Genomic DNA, 18,288 nt, shown 5'->3' with positions numbered 1-18,288 from the left:
GCCCTCTTTTGGCTAGATAGAGCGGATGAGTTACTCTCACCCATACTTAAATTTTTATGTACTTTCTTGCTTTAATGTATCTATCTCCGGTCACTTTTAGCAGTAGTGAGAGCCGTATGCGTTCAGGTGTACTTGCCGTCAAAGGTAGGGGCGGAAGGCAGTAGCGCCCCTACAAAGAGTTTGGGTAACATCGATTAAACTAAGTCAAACAATAAGATTTCTGCCTCAGTATCAGTACTGATATTGAGCGATTCTGACTTGCTTGCCGCGATCGCATCTCCGGCTTTGAGCGCATAATCGTTGACATTGACTTCGCCATTTGCTACCTGCAACCAAGCGTAACGGTTGGGTTGGAGATTGTGAACAAAGAAATCGCCATTCCTCAAAACCGAGGTGTACAAGTCTACATCTTGATGAATTTTGACTGCCCCATCGCGCCCATCTTTTGCCGCAATTAGCCGCAGTTTGCCTAGTTTTTCGTCTATTGGAAAGTTGCGCTGTTCGTAACTTGGCGTAATTCCTTTGGTGTCCGGCAAAATCCAAATCTGCAACAAATGAACTGCCTCAGTTGTAGAGTGATTAAACTCGCTATGAGTAATCCCTGTCCCCGCACTCATACGTTGGGCATCTCCGGGTTTAATCACCGCTCCCGTACCTAAGCTATCTTTGTGTTCTAGCGCCCCTTCCAGTACATAGGTAATAATTTCCATGTCGCGGTGACTGTGAGCGCCAAACCCCCCACTTGGTTGAATCCAATCTTCGTTAATTACGCGCAAGTCGCGAAATCCCATGTATTGGGGATCGTAATAATTGGCAAAGGAAAATGTATGGTAACTGTCTAGCCAGCCATGATTAGCATGACCGCGTTGATGAGCTTGTCTTACTGTAATCATTTGATTTTTCCTCGAACTATACTTAGTTTAACATTAAATTATTTAATATGTATTTATACTGTTTGCACCGCAAACATCAGGAGAAAACTGCGATCGCCTTTTAGTCTTGGCAACTCCAATAAAAGAGGCATCAAGAGATTATTGGTAGAGAGAGGAGAAAATATTTTCTCCTCTCCTCAATCAGCCTTGCTATCTTGGAAGAAGATATCCAGCAACTGCTTTTTTCAACCTCCTTAGCTCTATGACAACCCAGCAACCTGCACGCATATGTATCCTAGGTGGAGGCTTTGGCGGTCTTTACACAGCACTGCGTCTTAGCCAACTACCTTGGGAAGCAGCGCAAAAGCCAGAAATTGTTTTAGTAGACAAAAGCGATCGCTTTCTATTTTCTCCTCTGTTGTACGAACTCCTGACTGGAGAACTACAAACTTGGGAAATTGCCCCGCCTTTTGTAGAGATCTTCGCAAATACAGGCATTCGTTGCTTGCAAGGGGAAGTCGCAGACATTGATACCGATAGGCAACGAGTCCACTTACTTGATGGCAGCGAAATTCCCTACGATCGCCTGGTACTAGCTTTAGGAGGCGAAACTCCTTTAGATATGGTTTCTGGGGCGACTTCTTACGCCTTCCCATTTCGGACTATTACCGATGCCTACAGCTTAGAACAACGGCTGCGAATGCTGGAAAGCTCCCAAATTGATAAAATTCGAGTTGCTATTGTAGGGGCGGGTTACAGTGGTGTAGAACTTGCGTGTAAGCTATCTGAACGCTTGAAAGAGCGCGGTAGATTGCGGCTAATAGAATTAAGCGACCAAATTCTGCGGACATCGCCAGAATTTAACCGGACAACGGCAACAAAGGCGTTGGAAGATCGGGGAGTATGGGTCGATTTGGAAACTAAAGTAGAGTCAATTACTCACGATGCGATCGCTTTAGAATACAAAAATCAAGTAGATACGATTCCTGTAGACTTGGTAATTTGGACGGTGGGGACGCGGGTAAATCCGGTGGTGCAAAGTCTTCCATTCAAGCATAACGGGCGCGGTCAACTTACTACTACAACCACCTTGCAAGTAATAGAACATCCAGAAATCTTTGCTTTGGGCGATTTAGTCGATTGCGTTGATGCGGATGGTAAGCAAGTGCCAAATACTGCTCAATCTGCTTTTCAACAAGCCGATTATGTCGGTTGGAATATCTGGGCTTCGCTTACGGGTAAGCCTCTGCTGCCTTTCCGCTATCAACACCTAGGGGAGATGATGACGTTAGGCACAAATAGCGCCACTTTTGCTGGTTTAGGAATAAAACTAGACGGCTCTTTAGCATATGTTGCTCGTCGCCTTGCCTATCTTTACCGGATGCCTACTTTGGGGCATCAATTGAAAGTAGGGTTAAATTGGCTTACTCATCCAATTGTTGATAGTTTGACCGATTGAGGTGGAAAAAGCTAAAAGTTGCTGTACAAAGATGAGAGGAAAGTCTAAGGGTTGGTAGCCCTTATTAAAAAGTGCTGAGCCGAATTTCCGTGACGCACAGACTTTTTGCAATAGTTGCGTTTCTTTACTCATCCCGCTTTTTAAAGGGGCTAAATAATATTTCCTTCTTTTAAAAAAGGGATTTGGTAGCTGTCTACTCACAAAAAAACTTATCAATTCTCTAAACAATCAAGTTTTGGAAAAGTTGAGATGTGGAAGTTAGATTTTTTTTAACTCCGCTTATAATTTTGTTAAAACAGGCATATTGCCTGTTTTTAAATATGCAAATGGTCAATGTTGTTAAATTTAACTGGTTTTGGATTCTATTTGCTAGTTCAACAATTTTATTTTCTTTAACAGTATTTTCCAATTGGGTATTACTAGGATGTATTTGGTTTGCAGTAATTTTCATTTTTAAGTTCTCCAAATTAGAAGCAAAACTATCAAATAGCGAACGCAGATTATATTTAACAACAGCATTGATCTTTCCGATCGTCGAAACTTGGCTAACTTGGATGATTCAAAAAAATATTATCCCCTATTCTTGGTTTTGGCTAAATCGATTAGAACACTTATGCTCATCTGTAGGCGTTACAATCATTTTGTTGCCTATTTATATAAATATCTGGCATAGTCTAAAATGGTGGCAAACCTTAGTTTTTATTCTAGGCTTAGTCTGTTTAATTGGGAACTTAAATGAGTTTTTTGAATATTTTTTGCGGGTTTGCTGCAAGCCAATAAATTATGGTAAATTTGCATTTTATTACTCAGATACTATTTACGACATGGGCGTAAGCTTAATCGGTGGATTAATTGGTTTCTTTATTGTAAAATTGAATGCTAGATCGTCATGAAACAGCCTAAAGTAATTTTTTTAGATGCCGTTGGTACGCTGTTTGGAGTCAAAGGCAGCGTAGGCAAAGCTTATGCAGATATTGCCGGAAAATTTGGCGTTACAGTATCTGATGAAGCAGTAAACGCTGCATTTCTAAAAAGTTTTGCGGCTGCCCCCCCGCCGATATTTCCGGGAGTAAAGCTTGAGGATATTCCTAATTATGAATTTGAATGGTGGCAACTTGTAGCCTTAGAAACATTTCAACAAATAGGAGTAGTCAACCAATTTGCAGATTTTTCTCAGTTTTTTGAGCAACTTTACAGCCATTTTGCCACCGCCGAACCTTGGTTTGTATATGACGATACGATTCCTAACCTCGAACGCTGGAAAAAGCGCCAGATAGAACTAGGTGTAATATCAAATTTTGATTCGCGGCTGTATTTAGTCTTAGAATCTCTCAATTTAATTGACTTTTTTACATCTATTACTATTTCTACCGAAGTTTGTGCCGCAAAACCAGATCGGCAAATTTTTAACGCCAGCTTAGATAAGCACAATTGTCTAGCAGCAGACGCATGGCACATTGGAGATAGTTTTAAAGAAGATTATCAGGGAGCTTCGGAGGCGGGTTTGAAAGCGATATTAATTAAACGCAACTAGCTAGAGCCACTCATCAATCTGTCCATCAAACTTAACTATTTTCAGCATAACCAAGAGTAAGGTATATAGAAAGTATTAACTTATCTAGCGATTGAGTTATGTTGAAATCTTCCCCGTCAGATAAAACTAAGCAAGCCGCCTCAAAACGCACTGATGATTACAAGAACGTACAATCTATTCCAGAAATCTGGGCGATCGCCAATCAAAACTTCGGCGATACTATTGCGCTCAAAGATCCCCACGTCCAGCCCGAAGTAGTTTTAACTTATAGCAAGTTATATCAACAGATTCAACAGTTTGCGTCAGGATTGCAAGCATTAGGCATCAAGCCCGGCGATCGCATCTCGTTATTTGCCGAGAATCAACCACGCTGGCTTGTTGCCGATCAAGGTATTATGGCTGCGGGCGCAGTAAATGCGGTGCGGGGAGCGCAAGCCGACCGAGAGGAGTTGTTATATATCCTTTCTCACAGCGATAGCATAGCTTTGGTGGTGCAAGACAAAGCCACACTGCAAAAATTGCTTACAGAGGGCAAACTCCCTGTAAACCTAGCAATTTTACTATCTGACGAACAGCCACCAGAAATCGCCAATACAAAAGTCCTGAATTATGCAAGTGCGATCGCCCTAGGTGCAGATCGTCCCTTAAAGCCCGTGCAATGGCATAAAGAGGATCTAGCAACGCTTATGTACACTTCTGGCACTTCGGGACAGCCCAAGGGAGTAATGCTTAGCCAAGGCAACTTGCTATCCCAAGTTTTTGGCGCGAGTGCGGTAGTAGAACCGCAGCCAGGGGAAGTAGTGATGAGTATTTTACCTATTTGGCACTGTTACGAGCGCAGTTTTGAATACTTTATTCTCGCTCACGGTTGCACGCAGATATACACTAACATTCGGAACGTCAAAAAAGACTTTAAAGAATTTCAACCCTACTATATGGTTGGCGTACCGCGATTATGGGAATCTATCTACGAAGGGGTACAAAAGCAATTTCGGGAGCAACCTCCCAATAAGCAACGCTTGATAAACTTTTTCTTTGCCCAAAGTCAACGCTATATTCTTGGTCGTCGGGTAGTCCAAGGATTGGATTTAAACAATCTTTCCCCCTCAATATTTGCAAAAATTTGGGCGGGTATACAGACAATTCCTTTGGGTTTAATTCATCAGTTGGCAGACAAAATAGTATACAAGCAAGTACGAGAAGCAACGGGCGGAAGAGTTAGGTTTTTAGTAAGTGGTGGCGGCTCTATTGCAGAGCATTTAGAGGATTTTTACGAAATTATCGGCGTTGATATTTTGGGCGGTTATGGTTTAACTGAAACTTCGCCCATTACCCACGTGCGGCGCACTTGGCGTAACTTACGCGGCGCTGATGGTCAACCTTTGCCCAATACCGAAACGCAAATTGTCGAGCTAGAAACACATTTACCCCTCAGCGTCGGCAAAAAAGGCTTAGTCATGATTCGCGGACATCAAGTCATGCAAGGTTATTACAAAAATCCCGAAGCAACGGCAAAGGCAATCAATCCTGAAGGTTGGTTTAATACGGGAGATTTGGGCTGGGTTTCGGGGCAAAACGATTTAGTTATTACTGGACGCGCTAAAGATACTATTGTTTTGAGTAATGGGGAAAACATCGAGCCGCAGCCAATTGAAAACGCTTGTTTGCGATCGCCTTATATCGACCAAATTATGCTAGTTGGGCAAGATATGCGATCTTTGGGCGCTTTAATTGTCCCCAACCAAGACGCTTTGCAACAATGGGCAACTACCCAAAACCTAGAGTTCTCGGCAAATAACCTCGATAGCAAAGCAATTATTGACTTATATCGCCAAGAGTTGAGCCGAGAAGTCCAAAATCGCCCTGGTTATCGCCCTGACGAGCGAATTAGTACGTTTAAGCTAATAGCTGAACCATTTTCAATTGAAAATGGCACTATGACCCAGACATTGAAGATTAAACGATCTGTTGTGATGGATCGCTACCAGGATATTATTGACAGGATGTTTGCTTAATGCAATTTAAAAAGTAGTAATTGTGCTTTGATTTTATGGATATTTCCCCCACTCAACTCACCCTAAAACGCCCAATTAACGTCAAAGCTGTAGTAACTCCGCGTTGGAAAGACGAGATTCAGCAGCAATTGCAAGCTCAAATTAACCAAGTTGACGGTCAATTGCAACAATTGGAAATGCAAGGACAAAGAGCAATTTCAGAAATTCAAAAGCAAAGCTTGCAACCACCTGGTCCGCAGACAATGCAACAAATTGAAAGCGTCCAAATTCAGGTTAATGAGAAAAAAAGCGAACTACTAGAGCAAAAAAATCAAAGTTTGCAAAACCTCCAGCAAGTGCAGCTATTGGAGATGAATCAAGAAGTGAACCAGTTTCAACTTGAAGGCTTGTTTAGCGTTCAACCTGGAGACAACCTCATTAGCAAAATGCAAGTAGAAATTCTTTTGCGCGATGGCGTGGTAGAAGAAATTCGGGGAGATATCTAATTCCCCTACCAAGACGTTCCATCGGAACGTCTCTTATCTCCTAGAGCAAGACACAATACAAGTCTTCTTAGATAATTAAAATTAATCGCTTATTGCTTCAAGGTTACAAATGATTCACGAAGTCTTTATGCCTGCTCTGAGTTCTACCATGACTGAGGGCAAAATTGTCTCTTGGGTAAAGTCGCCAGGGGACAAAGTAGAAAAAGGCGAAACAGTGGTAGTGGTGGAATCAGACAAAGCAGATATGGATGTAGAAACCTTCTACGAAGGCTATATAGCTACTATTTTAGTGGAATCTGGCGATACGGCTCCGGTGGGTAGTGCGATCGCTCTAATTGCCGAAACTGAAGCAGAAATTGCCACCGCCAAGCAACAAGCTACTCCACCCGCCGCTAAAGCTGAAGCTACTACGTCTCCTGGGCAACAAGTAGCAGATATTACAAGTACAGTCGTTGCCCCTGCTCCCTCGCCAAATGGCTCAAATGTTGGGGATGGGAGAATTATGGTTTCTCCCCGCGCCCGCAAGTTAGCCAAAGAAATGAAAGTCGATTTAAGTAGCCTGTCAGGTAGCGGACCTCACGGGCGCATCGTCGCCGAAGACGTGGAAGCGGCGGCAAATACTAGCAAGCAACCCACATCCACCCCTGTAGCACCGCCTCCTGTGGTTCCCCAGCCGCCAAAAACGCCCCAAGCGGCTCCCGTTGTTGCCGCCGCCACCCCTGGTCAAGAAGTGGCAATGAACACGCTGCAAAACGCAGTAGTACGCAACATGATGGCAAGCTTGCAAGTCCCAACTTTTCACGTCGGTTATACAATTACGACCGAAGTGTTGGATGTACTGTACAAGCAGATTAAATCTAAAGGCGTGACCATGACAGCGCTGCTTGCCAAAGCTGTAGCTGTAACCTTACAGAAACATCCTTTAGTCAATGCCAGCTACTCGGAGCAAAAAATTGTTTATCATCCCAACATTAATATTGCTGTAGCTGTAGCGATGGATGATGGGGGGCTAATTACACCAGTATTGCAAAACGCTGATAAATTAGATATCTATTCTTTGTCGCGCAACTGGAAAACTTTGGTAGAAAAAGCTAGAGCCAAGCAGTTGCAACCAGAAGAATACAATAGCGGTACTTTTACGTTGTCAAATCTGGGAATGTTTGGTGTAGATCGCTTTGATGCGATTTTGCCCCCCGGACAAGGCTCGATTTTAGCTATTGGCGCGGCGCGAAGTCAAGTAGTAGCAACTAAAGATGGCATGATGGGTGTAAAGCAACAAATGCAGGTAAATATTACTTGCGATCACCGGATTATTTATGGGGCGACGGCGGCGGCATTTTTGAAAGATTTGGCGAAGCTAATTGAAACAAACGCTCAGTCTTTGACTCAATAAATAATTACTAAGATTGATTGTAAAGCTTGGGGCTGAGGCTCCAAGCTTTTTTATTGCCAAGTGGAATCGGATTTTTTGCGATTAGGCGATCGCATTCCTTAATTTTTTCCTACCATTACTAAGGTAAATTTATAAATAAATTGATCGCATCAATTTATCGTGAAGTCGTAGTATCAATAAAAAATTTTTATATTAGAGTTAGATTGAGTGAGTGAATTTACCAACAAATATGCAACCTTCACCCGCAAATAACTCCGCTTGGCAAAAACTAAAAAATCAAGAAATCAGTTGCGCCCAAGCGCTGCAACTTTTGGTGAACGACCAAGGTGCAGTCAATGAAGCAATGCTTGACCGGGATGTGAGCTTAAGATTTTTGCGGCACTTTCCCGATCGAAATTCTTTACCGCCAGCAATTCCTTTGTTGTTGTGGCGTGGCTGTTATTATTTAGGCAGTCCAGTTGACTTAAGTCCAGAAATAATTGCTAATTTGGGCGATCGCACCTACAGCCAAATAAAAGTCATTCCTATTTCTGACAAAAGCTACCGGGCTTGGTTTCATACCCAAAATCTTAACGTCAACAACCTTAGCTCCGCTCCTTTAGTCAACCCTCTAACAGGAGAATACGAGCAAGAAAATATTAGCGAAACCACCGAACTATACCTTTCCAAAGCTGCCGATCAAATTGGGCGGATCAAAACCCTCATTTCTGGAGCCTTACGCAACCGCGCTAGTGACATTCATTTAGAACCAATGTTAGACGGCTTGCGAGTCCGTTACCGAATTGATGGCGTATTGCGCGATATTACTATCCTGCCTGCCGAACTTAGCCGCAGAGTAATTGTTGCGCTCAAGGTCATGTCTGGTATAGATATTTCCGACAGCCGCCGCCCTCAAGATGGACGAATTGGGGAAAAATATGCGTCGCAACAAGAAACCGAGCTAGGCATGGATATGCGGGTCAGCACCCTTCCTTGTGTCAATGGGGAAAAAGCTGTTATCCGTTTGCTACCTAGAAAAAATCCGTTTTCTGACATCAACAATTTAGGCTTTTCTCAAGAAACCTTAGCGATTTACAAAAGCTGGTTGAAGCAACCCCAAGGAATGGTTATTCTTACAGGTCCCACAGGTTCGGGAAAAACTAGCACTTTGTACACCAGTTTACAAATGGTTGCTAACGAGCATATTAATGTAGTTACGGTAGAAGACCCGGTAGAGTATTTATTACCCCGCATAACTCAAACTCAAGTCAATGAAGCGGCGGGTATGACCTTTGCGGCGGGACTGCGGGCAATTTTGCGCCAAGACCCAGATGTAATCATGGTTGGAGAAATCCGCGATGCGGAAACGGCAGAAACGGCAGTCAGAGCCGCTTTAACTGGACACTTGGTATTGACTACCTTGCATACTAACGATGCTGTGGGGGCAATTCCCAGGCTTAAAGATATTGGTCCCGATCCGGCTTTACTTAGCGACGCATTGCTGGGAATAGTTGCCCAGCGCCTCGTGCGTCGCGTCTGCTTTCACTGTGCGGCTCCTTATACGCCGACTTCAATGGATTTGAAGATTTTGGGCTTGCAGCAAAAATTTGGGATATGGCGCAAAGGGGTTGGTTGCCAAGCTTGTTTCAATTCTGGCTACTTGGGACGCGAAGTGATTGTAGAGTTGCTAGATATTGATGAAACCGTGCAAGAGATTATTTACGAAGGTAGTATTACTCAATTGCATCAATACCTCAAAAATATTAGTTTTGCTTCTTTTAAAGTGGCAGCAATTGAGAAAGTCACCAGTGGATTAACTACTGTAGAAGAAATTATGCGCGTATTGCCGCGTAGTTCGCTAAATAGAAACACCTCTAGCAAAGACTTGCAAAGTCGGATTGAGGCATCAGTTTCAGTAAATTAAATAAGAAACCGCCCAATATTAATTGGGCGGAATGTGGTGTGAGGAGTGAACGGAAAAATATTTTTTCCGTCTCCCCTATTGTAAGCGACAGTAAATGGTTTTGCTGGATGACAATTACGATTTTTTCAACAATCAATAGTTGGATCTTGCTTACTTGCCCATACCCAATTGTTGAGCTTTTTGGTAGACTTTGCCCTCTGTAAGTAGAGAAGGAGCGATCGCCACTTCCGCACTCTGCATTTCTTTAAGATTTTTTGCCCCCAATGTTCCCATGCTGGTTTTTAAGGCTCCCAGCAAGTTGTGAGTACCATCATCTAATAAAGCTGGTCCGCGCAAAATTTGCTCTAAAGTTCCAGTAGTTGCTACCCGGATGCGCGTCCCCCGTGGCAAAATTGGACTCGGTGTTGCCATGCCCCAATGGTAGCCATTTCCGGGGGCTTCGGCGGCTCTAGCAAAGGGCGAACCAATCATTACTCCATCGGCTCCGCAAGCAATACACTTGCAAATATCCCCTCCAGTGATTAAACCGCCATCGGCAATTACTGGGACATAATTTCCGGTTTCTTGAAAGTAATCGTCACGCGCCGCCGCACAATCGGCGATCGCCGTAGCTTGGGGTACGCCCACACCCAAGACTCCACGGGAAGTACAAGCGGCTCCAGGTCCAATTCCTACTAGCACTCCGGCGGCTCCGGCTTTCATTAGGTTGAGAGTAACTTCGTAGGTAACGCAGTTGCCCAAAATTACTGGGATGGGCATTTCTCGGCAAAATTGCGCCAAGTCTAAGGGTGTAACAGATTCGGGTGACAAGTGAGCAGTAGAAACTACTGTTGCTTGGACAAAAAATAAATCTGCTCCCGCCTTTACCACCATTTCGCCGTATTTTGTTGCTCCAATTGGGGTAGCACTGACGGCGGCGATTCCCCCTTGTTGCTTAATTTCTTTAATGCGCTGCTCGATTAATTGCGGCTCGATGGGTTTGGCGTACAATTCTTGCATCAAGCCGACAAATTCATCTTTGCCCACCGAACTGATGCGCTCTAAAATCGGCTTGGGATCGGTGTAGCGGCACTGGATGCCTTCTAAGTTGAGTACCCCCAATGCGCCAAGTTCAGATAATAATACTGCCATGCGAACGTCTACCACGCCGTCCATGGCACTCGCAATAATCGGAATTTCTCGCTCGATATTACCAATTCGCCATTTGGTGTCTGCTAAAGTCGGATCTAGGGTTCTATTGCCTGGTACTAAAGCAATTTCATCGATTCCGTAAGCTCTCCTTGCTGTTTTACCCCGCCCAATTTCAATATCCACTTTTGTTTTATCCCACTTCCGATTCTGTTTAAATTAGCGTATCAAATTGCGGGGCGTTGGTGCTTGACCATGCCTAGCTATAGCTGTATCCGCTAGAATCAAAGTAGAATTGTTTTTTCCAAACAGCTTTCTCAACACCTTTAGTTGCGATTTTACAGGTAAGCCTTGATCCAATCTGAGACTCTAGAACTATTAGAATGGTCGCGTCTTTGTCAGCATTTATCTACCTTCGCAGCAACTAAACTCGGCTCTGTTGCTGCGCGTAATCTTCAAATTCCAGCTTCACAAGTACAGAGCGAAGAATTATTAGCTCAGACAAAAGAAGTATACAACTTAGAAACTCGGCTAACTACGGGTTTATCTTTTGATGGCATTCAAGATATTGGCGACTCTTTAGCAAGGGCGCAGTTACAGGGACTTTTAGCTGGAAGTGAGTTACTGGCAATCGCTACTACTTTATTTGGTGCTAGGCAATTGCGGCGTTATATCGATAATCAGTCCGATATGCCAGTATTGACGCAATTAGTCTCTGAGCTAAGGACTTATCCAGAATTAGAGCAAGAAATTCATCGGTGTATTGACGAACGAGGACAAGTAACCGATCGCGCAAGTCCAATTTTAGGCGATTTGCGTACCCAAATAAAACAGCTTAGAACTCAAATAAATCGTTCGCTGCAAAACATTTTACAACGCCACGCCAATGCTGTCCAAGAACAGTTAGTTACCACTAGAGGCGATCGCTTTGTTATTCCGGTCAAAGCACCCCAAAAAGATGCTATTCCAGGCATAGTTCACGATACATCAACTAGCGGCGCAACCCTGTATGTAGAACCCAATAGCATTGTCCCTTTGGGCAACCAATTACGGCAATTAGTCCGCAAAGAACAAGCTGAAGAAGAAGCCATTCGCCGCATTTTGACTAAGCAAGTCGCCGAAGTTAGTACAGACTTAGAAAGATTGCTGGCGATCGCAACTATTATCGATCTTGCCACTGCTCGCGCTCGTTATAGTTTCTGGCTAAAAGCCAATCCTCCCCGCTTTATCAATCGCAGCGATGGCGAAAGTATCAATTTGCGTCAGTTGCGCCATCCATTATTAGTCTGGCAGCAGCAACACGAACAAGATCGCAATGTTGTTCCTGTCGATCTATTCATTGCGCCGCACCTCCGCGTTGTGACGATTACAGGTCCCAATACAGGCGGTAAAACTGTCACCCTCAAAACCTTGGGTTTAGCCGCTTTGATGGCAAAAGTGGGTTTATTTATTCCGGCGCGTGAACCAGTCGAAATTCCCTGGTTTGAGCAGGTATTAACTGATATCGGCGACGAACAGGCGCTAGAGCAAAGCTTGTCTACGTTTTCAGGTCATATTCGCCGGATTAGCCGCATATTAACTGCCATAGACGAACCAAGCTCATCATTGGTACTTTTAGATGAAGTGGGAGCCGGAACAGATCCCGTAGAAGGCAGCGCTTTAGCAATTGCTTTATTGCAATACTTAGCCAACAATGCCCAATTGAGCATTGCCACAACCCACTTTGGCGAACTTAAAGCTCTAAAATACGAAGACGATCGCTTTGAGAATGCCTCGGTAGAGTTTGACGAAATCAGCCTCTCGCCCACGTATCGGCTGCTGTGGGGGATTCCAGGACGTTCTAACGCTCTAACTATTGCCCAACGCCTGGGATTAAAACTAGAAGTAATTGAGGAAGCAAAAAAGCATATAGGTGGCGCAAATGACGATGTAAATCAGATAATTGCGGGGTTAGAAGCACAAAGAAAACGTCAGGAAACAAAAGCCACCGAAGCTCAAAAATTATTAGAACAAGCCGAACGTTTTTATCAAGAAGTATCGGCAAAAGCCGCAGCCTTGCAAGCGAGAGAACAAGAATTACGCGCCTCTCAAGATGTCGCCGTGCAAAATGCGATCGCCCAAGCTAAAGGAGAAATCGCCCAAGTAATTCGCCGCCTGCAAAAAGGTACGGTGACAGCCACTGACGCACAGCAAGCAACTAATGACATTAATCAAATTGCCGCTCATTATGTCGCACCGCAGCCAAAGCCAAAAGCCGGATTCAAACCACAAATAGGCGATCGCATCCGCATTCCTAGGTTAGGACAAACGGCGGAGGTGTTAAGCGCTCCTAGTGACGATGGAGAGCTAATTGTCCGGTTTGGGATGATGAAAATGACTGTCAAGCTAGCAGATATTGAATCATTGGACGGTGAAAAACCAGTAGTTCCTAAAAAGAAAAAACCAGAAGTAATTGAAGAAAAACCCGCAGAAACTCCTCCAACTCCAGTGATTCGGACTTCCAAAAATACCGTGGACTTGCGTGGTAGTCGAGTTGCTGATGCGGAAAGGACTTTAGACGATGCAATTTCGACCGCTATAGGGCAACTGTGGATTATTCACGGACACGGGACGGGGAAATTGCGGCAAGGCGTTCGCGAATTTTTGCACCAGCACCCCAGAATTAGCCGCTATGAAGATGCTCAAAAAGCTGATGGCGGTACGGGTGTCACGGTAGCTTATATAGATTAGCGAACAATTCTTTATAAATAAGCGCGATCGCCATAGAAACAATAGCTCAACTTGAGTAAAAAAAGCTTTTTAAGTAACAAAACAAACAGTATAAATGTTTATACGGAGGCATGAATAGCTGACAGGGGTAAGCTGACAGATTATGCTATTAGAAACCAAATTTCTTGTAAAGAAGTCTGGTTTCAAAATAGGTAACAACTCTATCGATACCTGTCTTAGCTTATATGCTTAAAGATACGCATTCTAGCGCTGGGTCATCTCCTCCTTGGGACGATCTAAGCCGCACCAAGCCTGACTCCACCCAACTAGACAACATCAAAACTCAGTTAGATTTGGTGCTGTTAGCGTTGGAGTCCTTAGCAGGTATTGGGTCTGAGGCCATGCTGCAAGCCGCGTTAGCGCTGAATCTGGAATCAAAAATACCCGACCGCGTGACCTTATGGCGGTTGCGCCAATCAAATCCATTACGCAAAGGTGAAGGTGGACGAAAAAAGCTAGATGTAGAAGAAGCACGAAGTCTTGTTTTAATTAGCTGCTATCTTGCCAAACAGCACCAAGAGCAAATCCGTCGCGCCATCGACTTGCTCGAACAAGTCTCTCAAAATAACAGCGAACCTCACAAAACTGCAATGCTTGGAGAATATCTGGATGCTTTTAATAATACCTACCTAGAACGTATGGAAGAGGATAGCCACGTTTCTACAGACAATTTGACTCAACTTGCTTTCAAACTTTTAGTAGATTTGCTGTTTTATAGTGGTCCTGGAGGTCATCGGCGTTTGTGGTTAGCACTTTTAGACCGTACCCAAACCTAGCTCTAGCTTTTAAGATCGCCATCTCCTTAATAATTTTAAGGAAATAACTTTAAGCTCTAAAGCTCAATCGAAAAAATTTCCAACTCTTGAACTCATTGGCTCAAAACTATTCCTTACTATGTCCCTATCAAATTCGGTTCTACATCGCTATACTTCTCCCACTTGTACGCTGCAAGTTGTGGCTTATAGTTCGCCTGTATCCCGTTGGCTGGGTTCTAAAGTAGTAAAACAAGTACAGTTTGACTTGCGTTTTGACGCTCCAAGATTTCCTGCGGACAAACAAATTAGCATTGTAGGCGATCGCCACCAATTAGAAGCTGTCCACACGGTAGTCACAGATTACATTCAACAGTTGCTCAACTTGTCGCCAGAAAGTTTTGCTACTTTAGGCATCGAAACACCACCCACTGTACCTCCCTCGCCAAGCGTAGATGTAGAAGGCGATGTTTGGCTAATGCCAGTGGATGAACAGCCCCCCGCAACTCCAGAAGCTAATCGAGGGTCTGTAACTGAGATTGCTCAAGGCGAGGCTTTAACCCTAAAACCAGCAACAAAAGTATCTCACAACCTTTTTCTCGGCTCTTTAGCCACGGCAAGCACAGGGAAATTTGTCCAGCTTAGCTTACTACAATTATTTGATTTGGCAACTGCCCTTGATGAATATGCCAGCGATTTAGTTGCTTTACCAACCTATAGCCATGCTCAAACTTCTTCCCCTCCTCTAGTTTGGGCAAATATCGCCGCCGCATTACTATTGGGGGTGGGAATTTCGGCGGTAGGATTGCAAATGTTCAATCGTCCTAATTCTCAGCAAACTGCGAATAATCTAAATAATCGCCCCAAAACTATCAATAGTCCCCAAGTTGCCCTTGCTCCCTCGCCCTTTCCTACTATATCTCCGGCGGGAACCTTGCCGCCGCCACCAAATGCGATCGCAGTTCCCACTAATTCTGGTGCTAAAACTACTGCTCAAATCGCCTCACCTAGCACAACTTCAGTGCCGCCAACAACACCAGGCAATCAGGCTAATTCTGTAGCTAATGGCTTACCATCGCAATCCATTAATATCCCCAATACAGGGCAAAACACTACTACTACCATAACTATTCCCGGAGCTACCAGTCGTATAGCACCCCCTATTGCGGTTATCCCTAATCCCAATTTAAAAGTAGCTCCTAACGCTACCACAGAAAAAATTACCGCCACAGCAGCGCCAGCTAATACTCCTACTAAGCCGACAACACCACCCAAGCCCAAGGTTGCCGCTACCCGCACTGCTTCTGTTACCAATCCTCAAGTAGCAGAAGTTAGCGATTATTTTAACCAACGGTGGGAAGCACCAACGAACTTGAAGAGTTCGTTGGAATACAGCATTGTTCTAGATGTTGACGGTAGCATTCAAGTCATTGAACCCTATGGATTAGCATCTAGAACTTATCTCGATCGCACGGGAATGCCACTAATTGGCGAACGCTTTGTCTCCGCAAATCAAGGCGGTCAAAGTCCTAGAATCCGCCTACTTTTCAATCCGAATGGCAAAGTCCAAGCATTTTTAGAGACGAGTGATGCTAGGTAAAACAAATATTTCTTAAGTTTTGTTAGCTGTAATACTAAAATACTTAGGCAAATATCTCAATATTGGGTATTAATTACTATTGATGTTTTGCACAAAGTAAAGTACCGAATAAACTAATCTTTTAGGAGGATGCCATCATTGACAAAAGCGTGCAAAGATGCAGGTAAATAAAGGACCTCTTGCAATCATCTACCAAAGTTATCAACCAATGATTGATAACTCAAGTTCTCTTAAGAGGACTCAGTGCTTAATACACAAAAATTTCAGCCCATTGCAATGGAATTGAGATATTAGCCCAAAACCCAAATTTCGGGCAGGTTTTAGGTTTTATTGAATTGAGGAGTAGTGATATGGCAGGACAAATGTGTTGGTTATCCAGACAGGGCGACGACGGAGAAAAAATACTGCATTTGCAGACACAAGTAGATCGCTCTTGGCGACCTTATACAGCTTTTCCCCAAATTGCCGTACCAGATTACCGCGTACCTGGCGGCTCTAAAGGCTGGGCAACCTACCAAAAACTAATGAAAGCAGGCTGGACGTTAGTACCTAGTGCCAGAGCCAAAGAATTTGCGATCGCCCCAGTCGAAACTTTTAATAACCGCTAGGAGAACCTTCACCACGCGGATCGGCGGCTCCTGCCAATTGACCCTCTGGGGTGACAACGATCGCGTTCGCATTTCCCCAAGGCGATCGCACTTCTACTTTGTGTCCCCGTCTTTGCAGTTCGGCAATAGTCGCTGTATCTAAACCAAAAGGCTCCATTCTCAATTCGTCAGGCAACCATTGGTGATGAATGCGTGGGGCAGAAACTGCTTCTCCGGCATTCATATCGTAAGCCAAAACATTGAGAATGATTTGCAGCACGGTAGTGATAATTGTGCTGCCTCCCGGCGCACCCGTTGCCATCTTCAAGCGATTATTTTGGGTGACTATGGTAGGTGTCATGCTAGACAAAGGAGTTTTACGGGGGGCGATCGCATTTGCCTCACCGCCGACTAATCCGTAAGCATTGGGTACGCCGGGAGCCGCCGCAAAGTCGTCCATTTCATCATTGAGTAAAATACCCGTTCCCGGCGTAACTACCCCAGAGCCAAAGCCGTAATTGACTGTAAAAGTCAAGCTAACGGCGTTGCGCTGTTCGTCTACTACTGTTAAATGGCTAGTGTCGGCAGATTCTGCTTTAGTAAAGCGTTCTAAAGTTGCTTTATCTACGGGTTTTACTTTAGTTGACGGCGTTACATTGGTACGAATCTCTTGCCGTCGTTTGGCAGCATATTCGCGGCTAATTAGTTGTTGTACTGGCACTTTGACAAAATCGGGATCGCCCAAATATTCCGATCTATCGGCGTAAGCAATACGCATTGCTTCTACCATTAAGTGCAGTACATCCGGGTTGTGCCATCCTTTGGCTTTAAAATCGGTGTCGCCGATCATATTTAATATCTGCAATAAATGCACGCCTCCCGAAGAAGGCGGCGGCATTGAGCAAATGCGGGAGGCGCGGAAAGTTGGGCGCGGGAGGATTCCCGCGTCAACCTTTTCAAGAGAGCGGAAAGTACCGCAAACTGGAGTGCGCCAAATAGGTTTATAAGTTTTTAAGTCTTCAAGAGTAACTAAACCACCCTTATTTGTCATATCGGACGCGATCGCACGGGCAATATTTCCGGTATAAAAACTTTGGGGATTGATTGCAATTTGTTGTAAAGTCTTTGCCAAATCGCGCTGTACTAGCTTGTCGCCCACTGCGTACATTGAACCATTACGAGTAAAAACTTGCCGAGCGGCAGAGTTGCTCAGAATTTGCTTTTTGCGGCTTTCTACGGCTCCCACAAACCGCTCTGTGACTACAAATCCATCTTGAGCATACTTAATAGATGGAGCAACTAATTTTGCCCAAGGCAATTTTCCATGCTGGCGATGTACTTGATAAAGCCCAGCTACCGTACCGGGTACGCCCACAGATAAATAGCCATCAATACTTACATTTGGACGTACCTTGCCTTGGGCATCCAGGTACATATTTTTGGTAGCTTTTAAGGGAGCGCGTTCGCGAAAATCGAGCGCCTTCATTTCTGCATTTTTAGCTTGATGCAAAAGTAAAAAACCACCACCCCCAATACCCGCCGAAAAAGGTTCGACTACAGAAATAGCCAAAGTTGTCGCTACAGCAGCATCTACTGCATTACCACCATTTCGCAGTATTTCCAGCCCTGCCTGACTTGCCAAAGGATGAGCCGATACTACCATGCCGCGTTTGGTTGTCAGTGGTTGAATGAGAGCAGAGGCTGGTTGCGCCGAAAAAAAGAATAGAAAAACTAATAGAGGTATTTTAAGGTTATGGGTACTGAGCATTAACAGCTTTTGATAAAAAACAA

At 44.3% G+C, this 18,288-nt stretch carries 14 protein-coding genes; 11 read left to right on the top strand and 3 right to left on the bottom strand.

All coding sequences use genetic code 11. The annotated features are described in order from the left end of the window. Positions 1 to 194 precede the first annotated feature (194 nt). Positions 195 to 893, bottom strand: coding sequence for a pirin family protein (locus tag AC2VE5_RS08735; protein ID WP_486887372.1), 699 nt, complete (start codon positions 891 to 893; stop codon positions 195 to 197). 241 nt (positions 894 to 1,134) lie between these two features. On the opposite strand from AC2VE5_RS08735, the gene AC2VE5_RS08730 reads away from it, so the two are divergent. The 7 genes from AC2VE5_RS08730 to AC2VE5_RS08700 all read left to right on the top strand — a co-directional run bounded on the left by AC2VE5_RS08730 (position 1,135) and on the right by AC2VE5_RS08700 (position 9,661). Next, entirely contained in the window at positions 1,135 to 2,331 is a 1,197-nt protein-coding gene (locus tag AC2VE5_RS08730; RefSeq protein ID WP_486887371.1) for an NAD(P)/FAD-dependent oxidoreductase, read from the top strand. Between the two features lie 251 nt (positions 2,332 to 2,582). Continuing rightward, entirely contained in the window at positions 2,583 to 3,224 is a 642-nt protein-coding gene (locus AC2VE5_RS08725) for a DUF2238 domain-containing protein (protein WP_486887370.1), read from the top strand. Beyond that, the gene (locus AC2VE5_RS08720; RefSeq protein WP_486887369.1) at positions 3,221 to 3,865 is read left to right on the top strand and encodes an HAD-IA family hydrolase; all 645 of its coding nucleotides are present in this window, start codon (positions 3,221 to 3,223) and stop codon (positions 3,863 to 3,865) included. Before AC2VE5_RS08725 ends, AC2VE5_RS08720 begins: the two co-directional genes overlap by 4 nt. A 98-nt stretch (positions 3,866 to 3,963) precedes the next feature. After that, positions 3,964 to 5,880 carry an AMP-dependent synthetase/ligase gene (locus tag AC2VE5_RS08715; RefSeq protein WP_486887368.1) on the top strand — a complete coding sequence of 639 codons (1,917 nt, stop codon included), beginning with the start codon at positions 3,964 to 3,966 and terminating at the stop codon, positions 5,878 to 5,880. A 35-nt stretch (positions 5,881 to 5,915) separates the two neighbouring features. Next, positions 5,916 to 6,365 carry a YlqD family protein gene (locus AC2VE5_RS08710; RefSeq protein WP_486887367.1) on the top strand — a complete coding sequence of 150 codons (450 nt, stop codon included), beginning with the start codon at positions 5,916 to 5,918 and terminating at the stop codon, positions 6,363 to 6,365. A 109-nt stretch (positions 6,366 to 6,474) separates the two neighbouring features. Next, positions 6,475 to 7,758 (top strand): dihydrolipoamide acetyltransferase family protein, encoded by a 1,284-nt coding sequence (locus tag AC2VE5_RS08705; RefSeq protein WP_486887366.1) that lies wholly within the window; start codon positions 6,475 to 6,477, stop codon positions 7,756 to 7,758. Positions 7,759 to 7,987: 229 nt separating this feature from the next. Next, complete coding sequence (locus tag AC2VE5_RS08700) at positions 7,988 to 9,661, top strand: GspE/PulE family protein (RefSeq protein ID WP_486887408.1); 1,674 nt, start codon at positions 7,988 to 7,990, stop codon at positions 9,659 to 9,661. Positions 9,662 to 9,811: 150 nt separating this feature from the next. Here the strand turns inward: AC2VE5_RS08700 and AC2VE5_RS08695 are convergent, their stop codons facing one another. Then, positions 9,812 to 10,975 (bottom strand): GuaB3 family IMP dehydrogenase-related protein, encoded by a 1,164-nt coding sequence (locus AC2VE5_RS08695; RefSeq protein WP_486887365.1) that lies wholly within the window; start codon positions 10,973 to 10,975, stop codon positions 9,812 to 9,814. A gap of 165 nt (positions 10,976 to 11,140) precedes the next feature. Here AC2VE5_RS08695 and AC2VE5_RS08690 point away from each other — a divergent pair, with 165 nt between their 5' ends. The 4 genes from AC2VE5_RS08690 to AC2VE5_RS08675 all read left to right on the top strand — a co-directional run bounded on the left by AC2VE5_RS08690 (position 11,141) and on the right by AC2VE5_RS08675 (position 16,518). Continuing rightward, positions 11,141 to 13,519, top strand: coding sequence for an endonuclease MutS2 (locus tag AC2VE5_RS08690; RefSeq protein ID WP_486887364.1), 2,379 nt, complete (start codon positions 11,141 to 11,143; stop codon positions 13,517 to 13,519). A gap of 224 nt (positions 13,520 to 13,743) precedes the next feature. Beyond that, the gene (locus AC2VE5_RS08685) at positions 13,744 to 14,334 is read left to right on the top strand and encodes a DUF3038 domain-containing protein (protein ID WP_486887363.1); all 591 of its coding nucleotides are present in this window, start codon (positions 13,744 to 13,746) and stop codon (positions 14,332 to 14,334) included. Positions 14,335 to 14,452: 118 nt separating this feature from the next. Then, positions 14,453 to 15,910 (top strand): DUF4335 domain-containing protein, encoded by a 1,458-nt coding sequence (locus tag AC2VE5_RS08680; RefSeq protein ID WP_486887362.1) that lies wholly within the window; start codon positions 14,453 to 14,455, stop codon positions 15,908 to 15,910. Between the two features lie 350 nt (positions 15,911 to 16,260). After that, positions 16,261 to 16,518, top strand: a complete 258-nt coding sequence (locus AC2VE5_RS08675; protein ID WP_486887361.1) for a hypothetical protein — start codon at positions 16,261 to 16,263, stop codon at positions 16,516 to 16,518. Here the strand turns inward: AC2VE5_RS08675 and ggt are convergent. Further along, positions 16,505 to 18,265 (bottom strand): gamma-glutamyltransferase, encoded by a 1,761-nt coding sequence (gene ggt, locus AC2VE5_RS08670; protein WP_486887360.1) that lies wholly within the window; start codon positions 18,263 to 18,265, stop codon positions 16,505 to 16,507. The two genes, AC2VE5_RS08675 and ggt, sit on opposite strands and share 14 nt — an antisense overlap. Between the last annotated feature and the right edge of the window lie 23 nt (positions 18,266 to 18,288).

The sequence above is a fragment of the Aliterella sp. E5.1 genome (assembly GCF_057473825.1).
Note: the sequence above shows the minus strand (reverse complement) of the source record. Positions and strands in the feature narration are given on the sequence as shown.

Excerpts from the sequence above, each read along its gene's own strand:
- AC2VE5_RS08675 (WP_486887361.1), top strand. The coding sequence starts at position 16,261 with ATGGCAGGACAAATGTGTTGGTTATCCAGACAGGGCGACGACGGAGAA.
- AC2VE5_RS08685 (WP_486887363.1), top strand. The coding sequence starts at position 13,744 with ATGCTTAAAGATACGCATTCTAGCGCTGGGTCATCTCCTCCTTGGGAC.
- AC2VE5_RS08700 (WP_486887408.1), top strand. The coding sequence starts at position 7,988 with ATGCAACCTTCACCCGCAAATAACTCCGCTTGGCAAAAACTAAAAAAT.
- AC2VE5_RS08720 (WP_486887369.1), top strand. The coding sequence starts at position 3,221 with ATGAAACAGCCTAAAGTAATTTTTTTAGATGCCGTTGGTACGCTGTTT.
- AC2VE5_RS08710 (WP_486887367.1), top strand. The coding sequence starts at position 5,916 with ATGGATATTTCCCCCACTCAACTCACCCTAAAACGCCCAATTAACGTC.
- ggt (WP_486887360.1), bottom strand. The coding sequence starts at position 18,265 with ATGCTCAGTACCCATAACCTTAAAATACCTCTATTAGTTTTTCTATTC.
- AC2VE5_RS08715 (WP_486887368.1), top strand. The coding sequence starts at position 3,964 with ATGTTGAAATCTTCCCCGTCAGATAAAACTAAGCAAGCCGCCTCAAAA.
- AC2VE5_RS08705 (WP_486887366.1), top strand. The coding sequence starts at position 6,475 with ATGATTCACGAAGTCTTTATGCCTGCTCTGAGTTCTACCATGACTGAG.
- AC2VE5_RS08680 (WP_486887362.1), top strand. The coding sequence starts at position 14,453 with ATGTCCCTATCAAATTCGGTTCTACATCGCTATACTTCTCCCACTTGT.
- AC2VE5_RS08730 (WP_486887371.1), top strand. The coding sequence starts at position 1,135 with ATGACAACCCAGCAACCTGCACGCATATGTATCCTAGGTGGAGGCTTT.
- AC2VE5_RS08735 (WP_486887372.1), bottom strand. The coding sequence starts at position 893 with ATGATTACAGTAAGACAAGCTCATCAACGCGGTCATGCTAATCATGGC.